The 18597-nt window shown below is 43.1% G+C and carries 18 protein-coding genes and 1 riboswitch; of the genes, 16 read left to right on the top strand and 2 right to left on the bottom strand.

Annotated elements, in window-relative coordinates; genetic code table 11:
• Positions 1 to 182 precede the first annotated feature (182 nt).
• A complete protein-coding gene (uvrC, locus tag NST31_RS17665) occupies positions 183 to 1961 on the top strand; it encodes an excinuclease ABC subunit UvrC (protein WP_339162313.1) in 1779 nt (592 codons plus the stop codon).
• 38 nt (positions 1962 to 1999) lie between these two features.
• Positions 2000 to 2187, top strand: a riboswitch (Lysine riboswitch).
• A gap of 92 nt (positions 2188 to 2279) precedes the next feature.
• Complete coding sequence (locus NST31_RS17670; protein ID WP_339162316.1) at positions 2280 to 3512, top strand: aspartate kinase; 1233 nt, start codon at positions 2280 to 2282, stop codon at positions 3510 to 3512.
• 94 nt (positions 3513 to 3606) lie between these two features.
• Here the strand turns inward: NST31_RS17670 and NST31_RS17675 are convergent, their stop codons facing one another.
• On the bottom strand, positions 3607 to 4050 hold the full coding sequence (locus NST31_RS17675; RefSeq protein ID WP_321189656.1) for a YslB family protein: 444 nt from the start codon (positions 4048 to 4050) through the stop codon (positions 3607 to 3609).
• A 234-nt stretch (positions 4051 to 4284) separates the two neighbouring features.
• Here NST31_RS17675 and NST31_RS17680 point away from each other — a divergent pair, with 234 nt between their 5' ends.
• The 6 genes from NST31_RS17680 (at position 4285) to NST31_RS17705 (ending at position 8661) form a co-directional block, all read left to right on the top strand.
• A complete protein-coding gene (locus NST31_RS17680) occupies positions 4285 to 4908 on the top strand; it encodes a succinate dehydrogenase cytochrome b558 subunit (RefSeq protein ID WP_077110152.1) in 624 nt (207 codons plus the stop codon).
• Positions 4909 to 4972: 64 nt separating this feature from the next.
• Positions 4973 to 6739, top strand: coding sequence for a succinate dehydrogenase flavoprotein subunit (gene sdhA / locus NST31_RS17685; protein ID WP_077110153.1), 1767 nt, complete (start codon positions 4973 to 4975; stop codon positions 6737 to 6739).
• The gene (gene sdhB / locus NST31_RS17690; protein ID WP_077110154.1) at positions 6736 to 7503 is read left to right on the top strand and encodes a succinate dehydrogenase iron-sulfur subunit; all 768 of its coding nucleotides are present in this window, start codon (positions 6736 to 6738) and stop codon (positions 7501 to 7503) included. The genes sdhA and sdhB overlap by 4 nt, the downstream gene beginning before the upstream one ends.
• Before the next feature lie 71 nt (positions 7504 to 7574).
• On the top strand, positions 7575 to 8024 hold the full coding sequence (locus NST31_RS17695; RefSeq protein WP_339165607.1) for a thioesterase family protein: 450 nt from the start codon (positions 7575 to 7577) through the stop codon (positions 8022 to 8024).
• Positions 8025 to 8092: 68 nt separating this feature from the next.
• Complete coding sequence (locus NST31_RS17700) at positions 8093 to 8305, top strand: hypothetical protein (RefSeq protein WP_077110156.1); 213 nt, start codon at positions 8093 to 8095, stop codon at positions 8303 to 8305.
• A 131-nt stretch (positions 8306 to 8436) separates the two neighbouring features.
• Positions 8437 to 8661, top strand: coding sequence for a response regulator transcription factor (locus NST31_RS17705; RefSeq protein ID WP_077110157.1), 225 nt, complete (start codon positions 8437 to 8439; stop codon positions 8659 to 8661).
• 404 nt (positions 8662 to 9065) lie between these two features.
• Here the strand turns inward: NST31_RS17705 and NST31_RS17710 are convergent, their stop codons facing one another.
• Positions 9066 to 9233: a hypothetical protein gene (locus NST31_RS17710; protein WP_339162320.1), complete on the bottom strand. Its 168-nt coding sequence runs from the start codon at positions 9231 to 9233 to the stop codon at positions 9066 to 9068.
• 122 nt (positions 9234 to 9355) lie between these two features.
• On the opposite strand from NST31_RS17710, the gene NST31_RS17715 reads away from it, so the two are divergent.
• From NST31_RS17715 to NST31_RS17750, 8 genes are all read left to right on the top strand, one after another.
• Positions 9356 to 10549 (top strand): FAD/NAD(P)-binding oxidoreductase, encoded by a 1194-nt coding sequence (locus NST31_RS17715; RefSeq protein WP_339162322.1) that lies wholly within the window; start codon positions 9356 to 9358, stop codon positions 10547 to 10549.
• 12 nt (positions 10550 to 10561) lie between these two features.
• Positions 10562 to 11101, top strand: a complete 540-nt coding sequence (locus tag NST31_RS17720; RefSeq protein WP_339162323.1) for a hypothetical protein — start codon at positions 10562 to 10564, stop codon at positions 11099 to 11101.
• 15 nt (positions 11102 to 11116) lie between these two features.
• Positions 11117 to 12517 (top strand): rhodanese-like domain-containing protein, encoded by a 1401-nt coding sequence (locus NST31_RS17725; RefSeq protein WP_339162326.1) that lies wholly within the window; start codon positions 11117 to 11119, stop codon positions 12515 to 12517.
• A gap of 358 nt (positions 12518 to 12875) precedes the next feature.
• Positions 12876 to 13907 carry an ATP-binding protein gene (locus tag NST31_RS17730; RefSeq protein ID WP_077110162.1) on the top strand — a complete coding sequence of 344 codons (1032 nt, stop codon included), beginning with the start codon at positions 12876 to 12878 and terminating at the stop codon, positions 13905 to 13907.
• The gene (locus NST31_RS17735) at positions 13904 to 14539 is read left to right on the top strand and encodes a response regulator transcription factor (RefSeq protein ID WP_077110163.1); all 636 of its coding nucleotides are present in this window, start codon (positions 13904 to 13906) and stop codon (positions 14537 to 14539) included. Before NST31_RS17730 ends, NST31_RS17735 begins: the two co-directional genes overlap by 4 nt.
• A gap of 227 nt (positions 14540 to 14766) precedes the next feature.
• Positions 14767 to 15543 (top strand): sulfite exporter TauE/SafE family protein, encoded by a 777-nt coding sequence (locus NST31_RS17740; RefSeq protein ID WP_339165608.1) that lies wholly within the window; start codon positions 14767 to 14769, stop codon positions 15541 to 15543.
• Between the two features lie 165 nt (positions 15544 to 15708).
• Entirely contained in the window at positions 15709 to 17055 is a 1347-nt protein-coding gene (locus tag NST31_RS17745; protein WP_339162330.1) for a cytochrome ubiquinol oxidase subunit I, read from the top strand.
• Positions 17052 to 18092, top strand: a complete 1041-nt coding sequence (locus NST31_RS17750) for a cytochrome d ubiquinol oxidase subunit II (RefSeq protein WP_339162332.1) — start codon at positions 17052 to 17054, stop codon at positions 18090 to 18092. Before NST31_RS17745 ends, NST31_RS17750 begins: the two co-directional genes overlap by 4 nt.
• The last annotated feature ends 505 nt before the right edge of the window (positions 18093 to 18597 follow it).

Below are 18597 nucleotides of genomic sequence, written 5' to 3' on the forward strand. Positions count from 1 at the left end.
CATGTGAAGGTCCTTTTACCTCGCGGAAAGAGCATAAAGGAAGCTTGTTTTTTTCGTATACGCGTGTCCCTAAATGAGGAAATCTTGTTTCACCTTATCGCGAAGCTGCATGAAGCTTAATCCGAACTTATCACACATGATATGAGCGTAGGGCAGTCGCTTGGCACCGGGAGGTAACTTGAATGAATAATGCCATCAAACATAAGCTGGAAATTTTGCCTGATCTTCCCGGCTGTTACTTAATGAAAGATAGGCATGGAACAATCATTTATGTTGGAAAAGCAAAAATATTAAAAAATAGGGTTCGTTCTTATTTTACAGGAGCCCATGACACAAAAACGCAACGCCTTGTATCTGAAATACAAGACTTTGAATATATCGTCACCTCATCTGATATTGAGGCACTCATTTTGGAAATGAACTTGATCAAAAAGCATTCGCCGAAATACAATGTTCTTTTAAAGGATGATAAAAGCTATCCATATATCAAACTGACGAATGAACGCCATCCGCGGCTGATCACGACTCGCAAAGTGAAAAAGGATAAAGGGAAATATTTTGGCCCCTATCCGAATGCTTATGCAGCCAATGAAACGAAAAAGTTGCTTGACCGCATATATCCCTTGCGGAAATGCCGGGCGCTTCCTGACCGGGTTTGCCTTTATTACCATATGGGGCAATGTTTGGCACCGTGTGTAAATGAAGTATCTCAGGAAACATACAAACAACTGACAAGTGAAATTGCCCGCTTTTTAAACGGTGGTTATAAAGATGTAAAAAAAGAGTTGGAAAACAAAATGTACGAAGCCTCCAACAATCTTGAATTTGAACGGGCCAAAGAATATCGCGATCAAATATCCCATATTGAATCAACGATGGAAAAACAAACGATTATTTCTACTGATTTTACAGATCGGGATGTTTTTGGTTTTTGGATTGAAAAAGGCTGGATGTGTGTGCAGGTTTTTTTTATCAGACATGGCAAGCTAATAGAAAGAGATGTTTCCCTTTTTCCGGTATATGCCGAGGAAGAGGAAGAGTTTTTGACATTTCTGGGCCAGTTTTATTTACAGCCGCAGCATTTTAAACCGAAAGAAATTCTTCTTCCCCAAGCGGTAGACGAGGAGCTTGCGGAACAGCTTGTCGGGGCAAAAGTGTTAAAGCCAAAAAGGGGACTAAAAAAAGATTTGGTGGAGTTGGCAGAAAAAAACGCCAAAATGGCCCTTCATGACAAATTTGCGCTTATTGAACGGGATGAAGAACGGACGATTGGCGCAGTGGAAAAACTGGGCAAGGCAATGGGCATTTATCCGCCATATCGTATAGAAGCATTTGACAACTCCCATATACATGGAACTGACCCGGTTTCTGCCCTTGTTGTCTTTACCGATGGAAGGCCTGATAAAAAAGAATACCGTAAATACAAAATCAAGACGGTTGAAGGGCCGGATGACTATGAATCAATGCGTGAAGTCGTCCGGCGGAGGTATACGAGGGTGTTAAAGGATCACCTACCGTTGCCTGATTTGATCATAATAGACGGCGGCAAGGGGCAAATAGAGGCGGCCAAAGATATATTAATCAATGAACTGGGACTGGAGATACCGGTTGCGGGGCTGGCCAAAGATGATAAGCACAGAACTTCTGAGCTTTTGTTCGGCGATCCCCTTGAAGTGGTGGAATTGGGAAGAAGCAGCCATGAATTTTATTTACTCCAACGGATTCAGGATGAAGTTCACCGATTTGCCATTACTTTTCATCGCCAGCTAAGAGGAAAAAGCGCATTTCAGTCCGCATTGGATGAAGTGCCGGGTATAGGGCCGGCCCGGAAGAAACTGCTTCTTCGCCACTTTGGCTCATTGAAAAAAATGAAAGAAGCGTCGCTGGAAGACTTTACGAATATCGGCATTCCGTTGCCTGTTGCCGAAAAGCTGAAAGAGAAGTTTGAAGAGCAGAGTTGAATGTTTGATTATTGCATGCTATAATAATTCAAATTTAACAAACTGATAGAGGTGCGGTCCTTAAAGAGTAACCGTTTGGAGAAGTGTGGGCTTCGAAGAAGGATGGTGAAAGGGAAGGATCGCCGAAGTGAAAATAAGACCCATCATTATTTTTGCTGGTTCTGCATTGAAGAAGTGCAGGATTGTCAGCATGAAGGTACATTCATGCTGGAGGGCTATCTCAGATTGTGCGTCGATATGATGTGGCATCGTGTATCACAAGCAATGAGAGCAGCTTCTCATTGCTTTTTTATTATGAGAAAGAAAGAAGGCATGTAAATGGGAACGGTAGTCATTAAATTTGGCGGCTCATCATTAAGTACCACGGACAAAATCAAGCAGGCGGCGAAGCGGATTATTAACATCAAGAAAAGTGGCAAGAACGTCGTCGCCGTAGTATCTGCGATGGGTAAAACAACTGACCAGCTCCTTGGACTGGCGGGGCAGATAACAGACAACCCGGCAAAGCGTGAAATGGACATGCTTTTGGCGACAGGTGAACAAGTATCCATCTCCTTGTTGACCATGGCGCTGACTGAAATGGGAGAGCAGGCTGTTTCCCTGACCGGCTGGCAGGCCGGAATTGTTACGGAAAAAGTCCACAGCAACGCAAGAATCGTTGATGTAAAAACCAACCATCTGGAAGAAATTCTTCAAGAAGGGAAGATTGCTGTTGCGGCGGGCTTCCAGGGGGTAACCGAAGATGGGGAAATCACAACACTTGGCAGAGGCGGCTCTGATACGACAGCAGTGGCACTTGCAGCGGCCCTTGATGCAGAACGTTGTTCCATATGCACGGATGTAACCGGCGTATTCACCTCTGATCCTCGCTACGTCCCGCAAGCAAGGAAGCTTTCATCCATTTCGTATGATGAAATGTTGGAATTGGCCAACTTGGGTGCTGGCGTATTGCATCCGCGGGCAGTTGAATTTGCGAAAAACCATAACGTCAGCCTGGAAGTCCGCTCGAGCGTGGAAGATGAAGAAGGAACTGTGATTGAGGAGGAAGTATCTATGGAAAAAAATCTCATTGTTCGCGGAGTTGCTTTTGAAGATCAAATTACGAGAATGACCGTTTTTGGTCTTTCAAATGAAATTACCGGATTGCCGGCTATTTTCTCTACTTTGGCGGCAAATCATATTGATGTTGATATCATTATTCAAAGTCAAATTGAAGGTGGAAAAACAAACTTGTCTTTTTCTATTAAAAATAAGGACCGTCAAGAAGCAGTCCAGGTTTTGGAACAAGAAAAGGATGCAATCGGATTTGAGCATATTGAGTGTGAGACGGGGCTTGCCAAAGTATCAATTGTGGGTTCCGGAATGGTCTCTAATCCGGGAGTGGCCGCAAAAATGTTCCAAGTGTTGGCTGATAAAAATATTCAAATCAAAATGGTCAGCACGTCTGAAATCAAAGTGTCTGCCGTCGTCGATTCAGATTGCATGACAGAAGCGGCTCAAAGCTTGCATGACGCTTTTGAACTAGGCGTCTTGCAATCGGCTGAAAAATAAAAGATACAGGAAAAGAAGCCTGCTTCTAAATAGAGCAGGCTACTCCTTCGTGCCCAAAGGGATGCATTTCTGACGAATAGCGCAAATAAGGGATTCACGAACCTACCGGGTCGTTTTTATCCCATCTGACGGTGATGATCACCTTCATTTGTTTTTTGTCGATTTCTTCAAAGGCTTCCGCCAATGCTTGTTTCATCGACTGTACTTGTTCGGCAATAAAACCCGATTCCAGGCGGAAACAAGATTGGGAGTTGATTTGCAGCCGTCTTTTCACGATCCAGCCGCTTAATTCAAGCTTGTATTCATTTCTTTTTTCATGAACGATCTGCAAATGACCCCATCCGGCTTCGGCAAAAAACGACAAAGCTTCGTCGATTGATAACAGGGGAAACTTTCTGGCCAAGTTTTTACCCGCCAAATAAGAGATTTCGAATATGTCATCGCCAAGCAAGTCCGGAATGAGAACATCTCTGAGCAGTTCGTAGGCAAACATGGGCACTTCCTGTTGTTTGTTTTCCTTTTTAGTTAGAGATTCCACTATTCATACCCCTCTCTAATGCTAGTTTCTATTATAAACGATTTTTGAACAGCTTAGGGAAAATTCTGTAGGGCGTTGAATTTCGAATATTGGAATCCATTGCCTTGACGAGCCATGAACAGGGGAGTAGAATGTAATATGGTCACATAATTGTTACAAAGAATTGTGTTATTCGACATCCATAATTTGTACAAACGATTAAAGCACATGCAAAGTACTAAGGGAGGTTACATTGTGGCAGGAAAAAATGAGTTTTATTGGCGCAGGCTGCATTCATTGCTCGGGGTGATACCGGTAGGGGTCTTTTTGGTGCAGCACCTTTTCATTAACCATTTCGCTACTATGGGAGAAGAAGCATTTAACAGGGCGGCAGGTTTTGTCGGAAATCTTCCATTTGTCATTATTCTGGAATTTGTCGTTATCTATATACCGCTGTTGTTTCATGCTATTCTCGGGATCTACATTGCATTTACCGCAGACAATAATCCAGTCAGATTAAGCTTTTTCAGAAACTGGATGTTCACACTGCAAAGAATTTCGGGTATTATCCTATTACTTTTCATTTCCTGGCACGTATGGGAAACACGTATCCAAAAAGCTCTGGGTGCAGAAGTGAATTTTCAAATGATGGAGGACATTTTGTCCAATCCAATCATGCTCATCATTTATATCATTGGAATTCTTTCTGCGACTTTCCATTTGTCCAACGGACTGTGGTCTTTCCTTGTTCGGTGGGGCATTACCCAGTCACCACGTTCACAATATATTTCATCTTGGGTAATGGGAGTATTTTTTGTCATTCTTTCGGTCATTGGCATCCGCGCAGCGTTGGCCTTTGTACCAGGATTCTTTAGCTGAGTTTTTTGCACGGATTGCGGATAACCAATAGAACAAGTAGCTAAAAAGGAGTGTAAACCACACGATGAGCAAGGGTAAAATTATCGTCGTCGGCGGCGGATTGGCCGGCTTGATGGCAACTATAAAAATTGCAGAACAAGGACACCCCGTAGATCTATTTTCGCTAGTACCCGTAAAACGGTCACACTCGGTGTGTGCCCAGGGTGGAATTAACGGGGCTGTAAATACAAAAGGGGAAGGAGATTCCCCTTGGATCCATTTTGATGATACGGTTTACGGCGGAGACTTCCTGGCTAACCAGCCTCCTGTAAAAGCCATGTGTGAAGCAGCGCCAGGGATCATTAACTTGCTTGACCGGATGGGCGTTATGTTTAACAGAACGCCGGAAGGATTGCTTGATTTCCGGCGCTTTGGAGGAACACAGCACCATCGGACGGCATTTGCGGGGGCGACTACGGGGCAGCAGTTGTTATACGCCCTAGATGAACAAGTTCGCCGTCATGAAGTAGCTGGCCTTGTCAATAAATTTGAAGGTTGGGATTTCCTTGGCATCATTCAAGATGATTCCGGTGTCTGCCGTGGAGTTGTCGCGCAAAACTTGACAACAATGGAAATCCAATCATTCCCTGCCGATGCTGTTATCATGGCAACCGGAGGACCGGGAATCATTTTTGGAAAATCAACGAACTCTGTCATTAATACCGGCTCTGCAGCATCGATTGTATATCAGCAAGGTGCAGCCTATGCCAATGGAGAATTTATTCAAATCCATCCGACTGCCATCCCCGGTGATGACAAGCTTCGCTTAATGAGTGAATCTGCGCGTGGTGAAGGCGGCCGTGTTTGGACATATAAGGACGGAAAGCCTTGGTACTTCCTCGAGGAAAAATATCCGGCATACGGAAATCTTGTTCCGCGTGATATTGCCACACGGGAAATCTTCCATGTGTGTGTGGACTTAAAACTCGGTATTAACGGGGAAAACATGGTTTACTTGGATTTATCCCATAAAGACCCACACGAACTGGATGTGAAACTTGGCGGCATTATTGAAATTTATGAAAAATTCACGGGTGATGACCCGCGTAAAGTGCCAATGAAAATCTTCCCTGCAGTTCATTACTCGATGGGCGGCTTGTGGGTTGACTATGAACAACATACAAATATTAAAGGTTTATTCGCGGCCGGCGAATGCGACTATTCACAGCACGGAGCGAACCGTCTAGGAGCAAACTCATTGCTATCCGCCATTTTTGGAGGAATGGTCGCGGGCCCCGAAGCATTAAAATATGTGAATGGCCTTGATAAAACAGCCGAAGACCTATCTTCTACACTATTTGATTCAGCCGTTAAAAAGGAAGAAGAAAAATGGTCTGAAATTATGTCGCTTGACGGTACGGAAAACGCCTATGTCCTTCATAAAGAACTCGGCGAGTGGATGACAGACAACGTAACAGTCGTTCGTTATAATAAAAAACTACAAGAAACAGATGATAAAATTCTTGAATTAATGGAACGCTGGAAAAATATCAACATTAACGATACAACGAGCTGGAGCAACCAGGGGGCGGTCTTTACAAGACAGCTATGGAACATGATGCAGCTTGCCCGCGTTATTACAATCGGAGCTTTAAACCGAAACGAAAGCCGTGGAGCGCACTACAAGCCAGACTTCCCGGACCGTAACGATGAAGAATGGTTAAAAACAACAATGGCGATGTATAATCCGGGCAAAAACGGGCCTGAATTCAGTTACGAGGAAGTAGACGTATCGTTAATCAAACCTCGGAAACGCGACTATACCAAAAAGAAAGAGGAGAACAAGGGATGAGTGAAAACAAAACAGTTACCTTTATCATAACTCGTCAAGATCATCCTGACTCACCGCCATATACAGAAGAGTTTAAACTGCCATACAGGCCGAATATGAATGTTATCTCCGCTTTGATGGAAATTCGCCGAAATCCGGTTAACGCAAAAGGGGAAAAAACAACACCTGTTGCCTGGGACATGAACTGCCTTGAAGAAGTTTGCGGAGCATGCTCCATGAGAATCAACGGAAAGCCGCGTCAATCGTGTACGGCACTCGTTGACCAACTGGAACAACCCATCCGTTTGGAACCGATGGATACGTTCCCGGTAGTACGCGACCTGGTCATTGACCGCAGCCGAATGTTTGATGCGTTGAAACGAATCAAAGCATGGATTCCTATTGATGGCACATATGATCTTGGACCGGGACCGCGGATGCCGGAAAGAACACGTCAATGGGCATATGAACTTTCCAAATGCATGACTTGCGGCGTTTGTCTTGAAGCATGCCCGAACGTAAACAGCAAGTCCAATTTTATTGGTCCTGCTCTGCTTTCGCTCCCGCGCCTATACAATGCCCATCCAACCGGAGCAATGAATAAAGATGAACGTTTGGAAGCACTGATGGAAGACGGTGGAATCAGCGGTTGCGGAAACTCGCAAAACTGTGTGCAAGTTTGCCCTAAAGGCATTCCTTTGACGACTTCGATTGCCGCAATGAACCGTGCAACGAACATTCAAATGTTTAAAAACTTCTTCGGAAGCGACCATATGGTGGATTAAGGAAGAAGATCATTTTCAAAAACAGCAGTTTTCCCATGTGGAGCTGCTGTTTTTTTAAAAGGAGGATCATGATGTCCCGAATCAGTTATATTCATGACTTTAACGAATGGAAAAAAGAATTTTCATTTTACCAGGAAGTGAAGGTCCGTTTTTCGGAAACAGATATGTTCGGCCATTTGAACAACACAGTTCCATTTGTTTATTTTGAGCAGGCGCGGATTGCTTTTTTCAAAGAAAAAGGATTTATGCAGAACTGGGTAAAACAACAACACGAAACGATGCCGGTAGTCGCCGATCTGCAATGTGATTTCATGGCCCAGGTGTATTTCGACGAATTGTTAAAAGTATATGTGAAAGTAGGTGAGGTGGGAAAATCCTCTCTAGATCTTCATTACCTTGCGACACGTGAAGATGGCTCACCATGCTTTACGGGGAGAGGCGCCATGGTGCAAGTATCCAAAAAGACAGGAAAAAGCGTTCCATGGACAGATGAGATGAAGAATAAGTTGTTAAGCTCCTGAAAGGCGAAAATGGTTGCATGTCACGAATAGGACCTCGGATACATACTTTTTAATAAAGGAAGTTGACAATGAAGAGAATCGCCTTGTATGCGCTCCCGATCGGGATTATTGTTTATTTTCTGTCAATGTGGTGGCTCAATAAGCATTACACAGACATCGAACCGAATATCCGCGTATATCTTGCTATTGGAGCAGCCCTCTTATCCGCTATTATCTCCTTTTTCTTATTTAAAGGAGATGCAGGGGACATCCATCCCGGAAATCAACGTAAAAAAAAGTAATCGTAAGCCTATTTATCCTTTTCTTGCCTTCAACATGTCACTCACGATATTTAATTCACATATGATGTGGTGACAATTAAAATACCCATCCCCACGGTTTAAGCTGGCGAAGGCAAGGAGGGTTACAATAGTTGAAGGAGAACGATTTCACTCATAAACCGCTGCTCACGAAAAGAGAAAAAGAAGTTTTTGAGCTGTTAGTTCAGGATAAGACCACAAAGGAAATCGCAAGCGAACTGTTTATTAGTGAAAAAACGGTTCGGAATCATATATCCAATGCCATGCAAAAGCTCGGAGTCAAGGGGCGTTCTCAAGCTGTCGTTGAACTTTTGCGCATGGGGGAACTAAAGCTATAATAAGCAAAACCGGTTTCCGTAAGGGAACCGGTTTTGTTTTTGCGGCCAGCAAGGCGCGCCGATTCTTGACCACTTGTTTTTTCATTAAAGGAGATTTGTTATGCGGTGATGATTCGTTCCAATTTCTGTTCGTTAGGTTGACGGTTAAGGTAAAGGTCTGATGAAGCATCTTTTGATATTGCTTTCGAGCCCATAGTGGGCTTGTGTTTCAGGTAACATTCCCGGCAAGAATCCATTTCTGAGAAAATCCATCATCAAAACCATCATTGTCAAGGGTTATTCTTAATACCCTATAGCTCTTTTCCCATCTCTCATACATAATAGCATGATTGGCTTTCCAACTGTTCTCCGGATAGCCTCTACACAGATCGTTCTTTGGGAAGATCAGCATCTTCTTTTCATCTTCAGCAGCCTGACTTGGTCATTTCTTTTCCGTTTTCTTTTTGATGGTCCGTTGCTGTTTCACGATTGATCAATACTTTATTGACTTTAACCAAAGTAATTGCGTTGATGGCAGGGCATTGATAAGAACGATAGAAATATTGCTGCAAAATGAGTGGAAACAACCTCACCTATATTGACAACCCTTTTTTTCGCACGAATGAATTAGGGGATTTCCCCTATAGGATTCTCTCCCAGCTTTGATTAAGGTTAGAGTAGAAAGTTCATAGAATATAAGAAAGAAGGCTAACGCATGAGAAACTCTTTTAAAGTTGTTATTGTCGGAGCCGGCACAGCTGGAATATCTGTCGCAGCGCGTTTACTTCGCAAGTCACATCATTTAGCTAATGAAGTAGCTATTATAGATCCCGCACAAAAACATTATTACCAACCACTATGGACCCTTGTTGGAGGTGGAGCGGCGAAAAAAGAAGATTCAGAACGTGATATGGAAAGCCTGATACCAGAAGGAGCTTTTTGGATTCAACAAGCTGTCGACACTTTTGATCCGGATCATAACAAGGTTATTTTAAAAGATCAAACAGCAGTTACCTATGACTTTTTAGTAGTCGCAGCAGGAATCGAAATCGACTGGGGTTCCATTAAAGGGTTAAAAGAGTCACTCGGTACAAAAAACGTCTGCAGTAACTATTCATTTGAACATGTGCAGTATACGTGGGAAACAATCCGTCATTTCACATCAGGAACAGCTTTATTCACACATCCAAATTCCCCAGTGAAATGCGGAGGTGCTCCACAAAAAATCATGTACCTGGCTGAAGATTTTTTCCGAAAAAAAGGGATACGGCAAAATGTGAACATTGTATTCGGTTCAGCAAACCCGGCAATTTTTGATGTGGTAAAATATCGCAATGCCCTTGAAAAAGTAGTGGAACGTAAAGAGATCAATGCGCGGTTCCGCCGCGACCTCAAGGAGATCAAAGCGGAAGAGAAAGTGGCAATATTTGAGAATCTTGAAACGGGAAGCATCGAAGAAGTTCGGTATGACATGATACATGCCGTCCCCCACATGAAAGCTCCAACATTTATTGCCAACAGTCCCTTGGCAGATGAAAACGGCTGGGTGGATGTGGATATGTATACGTTACAGCATAAAAAATATGAAAATGTATTCGGCTTGGGAGATAACGCCAACTTGCCAACATCAAAAACAGGCGCCGCCATCCGGAAACAGGCACCAGTCGTTGCCGAAAATATTGTTGCGAGCATGCGTAACCAGCAAATGAATCACCATTACGACGGATACTCTTCCTGCCCGATCGTCACTGGCTACAACAAATTGATCTTGGCGGAGTTTGACTATACAAAGGAACCAGCGGAATCTATGCCGTTTAACCAAGACGTTGAACGGGCCAGCATGTATATGATGAAGAAAGACTTACTTCCAATCATGTACTGGAACGGCATGCTAAAAGGAACAATGTAGAGGAGCGCGGATATGATGGAAATGAATCCGATACAACAGCAACTACAGCAGCCAGAAACACAGAAAGCCATTGTCAACTTACTCGTCAATTTACCAACATATCAAAAGAACATGGAAACTTTGGGAGAATGGATCGACTTTGGAAAAGCCGTTTTACAAGATAAACAATCACTCAATCAATATGACGAGCTGATCCGCAGCTACAATCTTGATTTGGAAACAGTAGAAGCACTCATCAGTCTTCTTGAAAAATTACCGCGTTTAAATGAACTCATTGAAAAACTCGATAACTTCCTGGAATTTGGCGAAGCCATTTTACATGACGAAGCCTCTTTGGAATATGCGGCAGCCACCTTGAAATCATATGCTGATCCCGTTGTTGAAAAAGGCAGACAGGGGCTGCGCATTGTGAAGGATATTCAGCAGAAGGCGCAAGCCGACTCTGAACCTATCAAACTAATCACTATCCTGAAATGGTTAAAAGAGCCGTCAGTACAACAAGGACTGAAATATGTACAAGCTACGCTGACCACTTTGAATAAAACAATATAAAAGGGGAGATTCAGAATGTTATTACGGTATTTTTATGATGAAAAACTGGCACACGCATCTTATATGGTCGGATGTCAGCAAAAAGGGGAAGCAGTCATTATTGACCCTATGCGAAATATCGAACCTTACATCCAGGTCGCTGAAAAAGAAAACATGACAATTGTTGGCGCGCTTGAAACACATATTCATGCCGACTTTGTAGCAGGATCACGCGAATTGGCCGATAGATTTGGTGCAAAACTATATCTATCCGACGAAGGGGATGAAAACTGGAAATATCAAAACCTTGACGGAATATCGCATCAATTGCTCAAAGACGGCGACAAATTCGAATTGGGACGTTTAACATTTGAAGTGATGCACACACCCGGCCATACACCGGAATCCATTTCATTCCTGTTGACTGACGGAGCAGCCGCGGATAAACCAATCGGTATTTTCACCGGCGATTTCGTATTCGCGGGCGATATCGGCCGCCCCGATTTACTGGAAAAAGCGGCAGGTATACAAGGAACGGCAGATGCTGGAGCGAAAGCAATGTTCAAATCCGTCGAGCGCTTCAAAAAGTTACCCGATTACCTGCAAGTGTGGCCAGCACATGGGGCGGGAAGCGCATGCGGTAAAGCATTGGGAGCCATTCCATCCTCTACTGTCGGGTATGAAAAACAATTCAACTGGGCCATGAAATATGACAACGAAGATGAATTCGTCAAAGCATTGCTGGAAGGTCAACCTGAGCCCCCCTATTATTTTGCTGTGATGAAACATGTCAATAAAGTAGGAATCGGTCTGATCAAAGATTTGCCGCCAGTCCAAACGATCACATCCATTGATGAGGTAGAGCGCCTGGTCACAAAAGGAAGCCAAGTAATTGATACACGGGATGCAGCAATCTTTGCAAGAGGACATATAAAAGGAACTATGAATATTCCCTTCAATAACTCATTCACCAATTGGATGGGGTGGATTGTCGACTATGAAAAACCATTATACCTGCTCGCAGACCCAGCTCAACTTGATGAAATGTTGATTGCCCTCCGTTCCATCGGCATCGACAAAGTGGCAGCATATGCGGATGCAACAGATATGATACAGCAAGCTCAAGAGCTAGATTCTTATGAAAACGTAACTCCTTTAAAAGCAAAAGAGCTCATGGAGCAAGAGGATGTGGCAGTGCTTGATGTGCGTAATTTAACAGAATATCAAGAAGGCCATATCGAAGGAGCTCAGCATATCATGGTCGGAACACTGAAAAATCGCTTGGACGAAGTGCCTGCGGATAAAAAATTGATTGTCCAGTGCCAGTCTGGAGGCCGCTCCGCCATTGCCGCCAGTATTTTAAAAGCGAATGGCTATCATAACCTTGTCAATATGGCTGGCGGTTATGGCCAATGGATCAAAGATGTAAAAAATTAATCCATTTTACTCAAGAGTGCTCTTGTTCATAAGGGCACTCTTTTTGGGGATGATTGCGTGTCATTTCGTTTCTTATTTTCTTTGTCCCGGTTTGGGCCACCTATACAAAAAGAAGAAAAAACGGGTGACGTTTAAAATGAACAAATCTTAGATGCGTGGGACTGCTATTCAGGCGGTTGCTGTCTCAAACAGGGAATTCCTATTCCTTACAGCTATTAGCCCCACTGAAAAAAACAGCCGTACAATAACAACTTGAAAGTAACTGCTTCATCCGATGGCTGCAAAAACATGGCTTTTCAATCAACAACTTTATTAAAATAGATACAACAAAGGAGTTGTAGCTAAAGGAGGCCCAATCATGAATCCAGACATGGAAAACAAATATCTTCGGAGAATATATGAGCACATGTTGGAAGGCATCATTGTCATGAAGGAAAGCAGGGAAATTGTCATGATTAACCCTGCCGCTGTAAGAATGACAGGTTGGAAAGTCGGCGGGTATGTCGATTATTGCTCTTATTGCAAAACCCGCGAATTGAAAGAGGGCGAACCCACATGCTACTTGATAGCAAATAAAGAGGTGCCGACATTCTTATCGGAGATGCCGACCTATCATGGAAAAACCATTGATGTGGAAATGAGTACCGCTGCTATATATATGAATGAAGATACCGGAGAGACTGAATATCTGCTCGTTTTACGGAATCATGAACTGCATAAACGGGCAAGGGAAGCGGCCATCAATAAAAAAATGATCCGCGCACTAATCGAAGCAAAGGAAGAAGAGCATAAAAGGCTGGCCCACGAACTGCATGACGGTGTTGGCCAATCGTTGTTTTCCGTGTCTGTCGCCTTACAAGCCATTGAATCATTTGTGCATGATAACAAACAACTGAATGAATATATTGTCGAAGTGCGAAAAGAGTTACAGAAAGTGATGGACGACATTAATTCATACTCGCATCGCCTGCGTCCCCATAGCCTTGATCAACTTGGCTTAGAGCCAACGATCCGCCATTTGATCGAATTGATCCATAAACAGGTCCCGGGGATTGATATTGAACTAACCACGGAAGGGATTGATCGTAGCGACCCAGCCGTAGAAATCAACCTGTATCGTATTACACAGGAAGCTTTGCATAATGTGATCAAATATGCGAAAGCAACGAAAGTAGATATTAATCTTTTGCGTGATAAAACCCATATATATTTAACCATCAAAGATAATGGCATCGGCTTTGCTCGTGATAAAATCCAAAATGAAGGACTCGGCTTAAAGCATATGGAAGAACGGGTTGATCAGCTGGGAGGCACGTGCAAAATCCTGTCGGAAATCGGGCGGGGAACGTCCATTGATATTGTTATTCCAAGATGGAGGCCTGAAATATGATTAAAGTGTTACTGGTGGATGACCATGTGTTAATTCGAAAAGGTATTGGACTGTTATTAACAAAGTATCAAGATATCGAAGTGGTAGGAGAAGCCTCTGATGGTGCCGAGGCGATTCAACTCGCGGAACAATTGCGGCCGAATGTTATTTTAATGGATATTTCGATTCCCAAAGGCATTGACGGTTTTACTTCCACCATCGAAATTAAAAAACACCAGCCTGATATCAAAGTCATCATGTTAACGATGCATAACGAGCTCGCCTACATCCGCCAGGCCATTGAAGTGGGAGCGGACGGATATATTTTAAAAAACAGCCAGGGGGGCGAAATGTATCAGGCGATTCAAGCTGTCTATACGGGCAGGAATTTTTATGAAGTAGGCTTACCTGAAGAACAGATTGAAAAGCTGTATAAACAAAAGGGGAAGAAGAAAGCGGATATCCTTTCGACTCGGGAACAAGAAATTTTACGCTTGACCGTTCTTGGTTATTCCAACATTCAAATTGCCGATCAACTGTTCATCAGTACAAAAACAGTAGAAAATCATAAGTCCAATATAATGCAAAAGCTTAATGTCAAAACAAAGGCTGAATTGATTCAGTACGGAATTGCCAATGACTACATCAAGTAGTGATTGGCTTGTACCTGTAAAAGATGATCACGCTTCAAGGAAGATCCCGAATGCCGGCATGCATTTGGGTTTTTTCGTTTTTTCTAGTTGATCTTCCTTCAATGGAATTTCTGTCACAACCTTGTCAAACTGATTTTACTTATGGTGGAATCCCCCTATACTTTTTTCTTTTCCCTTTTTTTATACTGAGTTTAAAGATAAGTGAATAAAGAAAGAAGGTGTTAAAAATAGATTGGACATTTTTTATCGTCATATTTCTCATTGGTTTTGTCGGATCGTTCGTTTCCGGACTTGTCGGGGTTGGCGGGTCAATCATTAAATACCCGATGCTTCTCTATATACCGCCCCTTCTCGGAATGGCCACATTCACTGCCCATGAAGTATCGGGGATCAGCGCGATTCAAGTTTTTTTCGCATCTATTGCGGGTGTTTGGGCCTATAGGAAAGGCGGCTTCTTAAAAAAAGATTTAATTATTTATATGGGATCTGCTATCTTGATCGGGAGTCTGATCGGCAGCTTGGGCTCAGGCGCCTTGTCAGAGAATACTGTAAATATTGTATATGGTACACTTGCCGTCATTGCGGCGGTCATGATGTTTATTCCCAAGAAAAAAGTGGATGATAAGCCGATGCATGAGGTGACTTTTAACAAACCATTAGCAATGGGGTTGGCGTTGATTGTCGGTATTGGTTCAGGAATTGTTGGTGCTGCCGGAGGTTTCCTATTGGTGCCGATTATGTTGACCGTTCTTCATATTCCTACACGTATGACGATAGCTTCAAGCTTGGCCGTCACATTCATTTCTTCCATCGGCGGAACGGTAGGAAAAATAGCCACGGGCCAAATTGAATATAAATCGGCGGCCATCATGATCATCGCAAGTATCATAGCGGCTCCGCTTGGCGCAAAAGTAAGCGGCAAATTGAACACAAAGGTATTGCAACTCATTTTGGCTGTTTTGATTTTGGCGACAGCTATCAAGACTTGGACTGATATTTTATAGATTTTTTTGATTACGATTTAATCAGCAAATCAAGACAGGGGTGACGCAATGCTTTACAAAAAACATGAAAAGGTATTGATGGGACTTGTATTTGGCGTAGCAGCCATTATGCTTTTATCCATGCTTGGACGAATTCTCGGAAGTTGATGAAAGGGTGAATGTTTCATGTTTAATGGAGATTCTTTATTTTACAGCAGATTATTAACCGAACTTACCCTCTCCTTCCATATTATTTACGCCACAATTGGAGTCGGTGTCCCGCTGATGATCATGATTGCACAGTGGGTCGGCATCAAGAAAAACGATGAGCATTATATTTTACTTGCAAGAAGGTGGGCTCGCGGTTTTGTGATAACGGTTGCCGTCGGAGTTGTGACCGGAACAGCAATCGGCTTACAGCTCTCCCTTTTGTGGCCCAACTTTATGGAATTGGCGGGGAATGTCATCGCTCTGCCGCTGTTCATGGAAACTTTTGCTTTCTTTTTCGAAGCCATTTTCCTGGGAATTTATTTGTACACATGGGATCGGTTCGAAGACCAGCGCAAGCATCTCTTGCTTCTGATCCCAGTGGCGGCGGGGGCGGCTTTTTCCGCCGTTTTTATCACAATTGTGAACGCATTTATGAATGCGCCGCAAGGTTTCGATGTTGTCAATGGTGAGCTTGTGAATATCAACCCGATCTTAGCCATGTTTAATCCGGCCATGCCTACAAAAGTGGCACACGTTGTGTCAAGCGCGTTTATGACATCCGCTTTTATTTTGGCAGCCATCGCCGGTTTCAGATTGTTAAAAGGTTCAGACCATATTTATCACAAAAAAGCTCTTTATTTGACAATGAAGTTAGGATTGATTTTCTCTATCGCAACGGCAATCATCGGTGACTTTTCAGGAAAATACCTGGCTGATTATCAGCCGGAAAAACTGGCGGCTGCCGAGTGGCACTTTGAAACATCTAAAGACGCACCATTAATTTTGTTCGGGAAATTGGAAAATGGAGAAGTTAAATATGCCATTGAAATTCCCAAAGCGTTAAGTATTTTAGCATACACCGATCCTTCGGCTGAAGTTATCGGATTGGATCAAATCAAAGAGGAAGAAATTCCGCCTCTTTATATCCACTACTTATTCGATATCATGGTTTCCATCGGTGTATGGATGACGCTCTTATCCTTTGTCTACTGGTTGGGAATGAAAAGAAGCTGGTCCTTTATAAACAGCAAGTGGTACCACTGGCTTATCGTTCTCGGCGGTCCCTTATCAATCGTGGCTATCGAGACGGGCTGGTGGCTGGCTGAAGTAGGAAGACAGCCTTGGATTCTCTACGGCCTTATGAAAACTTCCGATGCTGCAACAACAAGCGGTCACGTTGACATGATGCTCATCCTTTTTGCTGGGTTATATCTCATTCTTGCCGTAGGCAGTGCCATCGTTTTAAGCAGAATGTTCCGAAGAAACCCCGTAGAACGTGAGCTTGAGGAACGGAGAGCGGAAAAAGGCGGTGCAGTTCAATGAATCTGGAAATCTTAGGCATTATGGTGTTATGGACTTTTTTATTCGGCTACGTCATTGTGGCTTCGATTGATTTTGGGGCAGGTTTCTTTAACGCATATAGCTTATTTAACGGCAAGCAGCATATATTGACGAATATTATTCAGCGCTATCTCTCGCCTGTCTGGGAAGTGACGAACGTGTTCCTCGTATTCTTTTTTGTTGGCATCGTCGGTTTCTTCCCCAAAACGGCTTTTTACTACGGAACAATACTACTTGTCCCTGTCAGTATCGCCATTTTATTATTGGCAATCAGAGGGTCATACTATGCTTTTGAAACGTATGGAGCGAGAGGGCATAAAGGATATTCGTTCATGTACGGATTGTCAGGACTGTTCCTTCCTGCCTCTTTGTCGATTGTGCTGACCATTTCAGAAGGCGGATTTGTTTCGGTCGTGGATGGAAAGCCCGTGCTGGACTACTGGGAGTTGTTTACCAGTCCCCTTACATGGAGCATTGTGGTATTGAGCATTGTGGCCGTACTTTATATTTCCGCCGTTTTTCTGACTTGGTATGCCCATAAAGCGCATGATCAAGATGCAACGGAGCTGATGCGCAACTATGCGCTCATCTGGTCAATGCCATTGATTATCACCGCTTCCGGGATCATTGTCGAAATCCGGGCCCATAATCCGGAACACTTTGGGAACTTGCTCAATCTCTGGTGGATGTTCGCTTTATCATTCCTTCTATTCTTGGGGACGGTTTGGCTCATCTGGAAAAGGAAGCATTACGGAAGAGCTTTCGGCTTATTGGCGGGTCAATTTGCCCTTGCTTTTTTTGCATATGGCTTTTCACATTACCCTTACTTGCTTTACCCGCATTTAACGATCTATGATGGCTTTACAAATAAAACGATGGCAATATCGCTGGTTGTCGCCTTTATTGCCGGACTGGGATTATTGATCCCCTCTCTTTATTTACTGTTGCGATTATTTCTTTTCAACAAAGATTACGTCACCGGACAACACATTCATACAAACAAAAGGAGATATTCCTGATGCAGAATTTCTTTATCTTCTACGCACCTTTTCTTACCTTGGCTGCAGCAGTCGGTGTTGCGTTTTGGGCAGCTTTAAAAGATGTACATTTAACAAAATAACAAATGTAGACGTGTCCTAAAGTAATAGTAGTGTCCTTATAACAGGTTGCCAAAATCGGTGAAAAATGACCATTTCCTAATCGGGCTGGGTATTGTGTTCCTTCTATTTTGTAAAACAGGAAATGAAACGTGGGAGCAAGTTCGCTTTGACCCAACAGAAAATGTAGCTAAAAATGATAATAGATCCTTTTGAAGAGTGAAATAATGTGCCTTTTTTACTCAAATAACTTTTAAAAACCACATCTGAAATCAGAAGGTATTCCTTACCGAGTTGGACGAGCCTTTTTTTCAACGAGATAAAGGGATATTGAAATGAGCGTAATTTCTTTATTGTGATAGGGAAATTACGCTTTTTACATAATCAACCCTATTTAAAAAGTGTACAATTTAATTCTGAAACACGA

The organism is Siminovitchia sp. FSL W7-1587 (genome assembly GCF_037963795.1).
GTDB lineage: Bacteria > Bacillota > Bacilli > Bacillales > Bacillaceae_C > Siminovitchia > Siminovitchia thermophila.

Bases quoted from the DNA above. Each gene is read 5' to 3' on its own strand.
- NST31_RS17695 (WP_339165607.1), top strand. From the start codon at position 7,575: ATGTCCCGAATCAGTTATATTCATGACTTTAACGAATGGAAAAAAGAA.
- NST31_RS17670 (WP_339162316.1), top strand. From the start codon at position 2,280: ATGGGAACGGTAGTCATTAAATTTGGCGGCTCATCATTAAGTACCACG.
- NST31_RS17715 (WP_339162322.1), top strand. From the start codon at position 9,356: ATGAGAAACTCTTTTAAAGTTGTTATTGTCGGAGCCGGCACAGCTGGA.
- NST31_RS17745 (WP_339162330.1), top strand. From the start codon at position 15,709: ATGTTTAATGGAGATTCTTTATTTTACAGCAGATTATTAACCGAACTT.
- NST31_RS17730 (WP_077110162.1), top strand. From the start codon at position 12,876: ATGAATCCAGACATGGAAAACAAATATCTTCGGAGAATATATGAGCAC.
- uvrC (WP_339162313.1), top strand. From the start codon at position 183: ATGAATAATGCCATCAAACATAAGCTGGAAATTTTGCCTGATCTTCCC.
- NST31_RS17750 (WP_339162332.1), top strand. From the start codon at position 17,052: ATGAATCTGGAAATCTTAGGCATTATGGTGTTATGGACTTTTTTATTC.
- NST31_RS17720 (WP_339162323.1), top strand. From the start codon at position 10,562: ATGATGGAAATGAATCCGATACAACAGCAACTACAGCAGCCAGAAACA.
- NST31_RS17725 (WP_339162326.1), top strand. From the start codon at position 11,117: ATGTTATTACGGTATTTTTATGATGAAAAACTGGCACACGCATCTTAT.
- sdhB (WP_077110154.1), top strand. From the start codon at position 6,736: ATGAGTGAAAACAAAACAGTTACCTTTATCATAACTCGTCAAGATCAT.
- NST31_RS17700 (WP_077110156.1), top strand. From the start codon at position 8,093: ATGAAGAGAATCGCCTTGTATGCGCTCCCGATCGGGATTATTGTTTAT.
- sdhA (WP_077110153.1), top strand. From the start codon at position 4,973: ATGAGCAAGGGTAAAATTATCGTCGTCGGCGGCGGATTGGCCGGCTTG.
- NST31_RS17735 (WP_077110163.1), top strand. From the start codon at position 13,904: ATGATTAAAGTGTTACTGGTGGATGACCATGTGTTAATTCGAAAAGGT.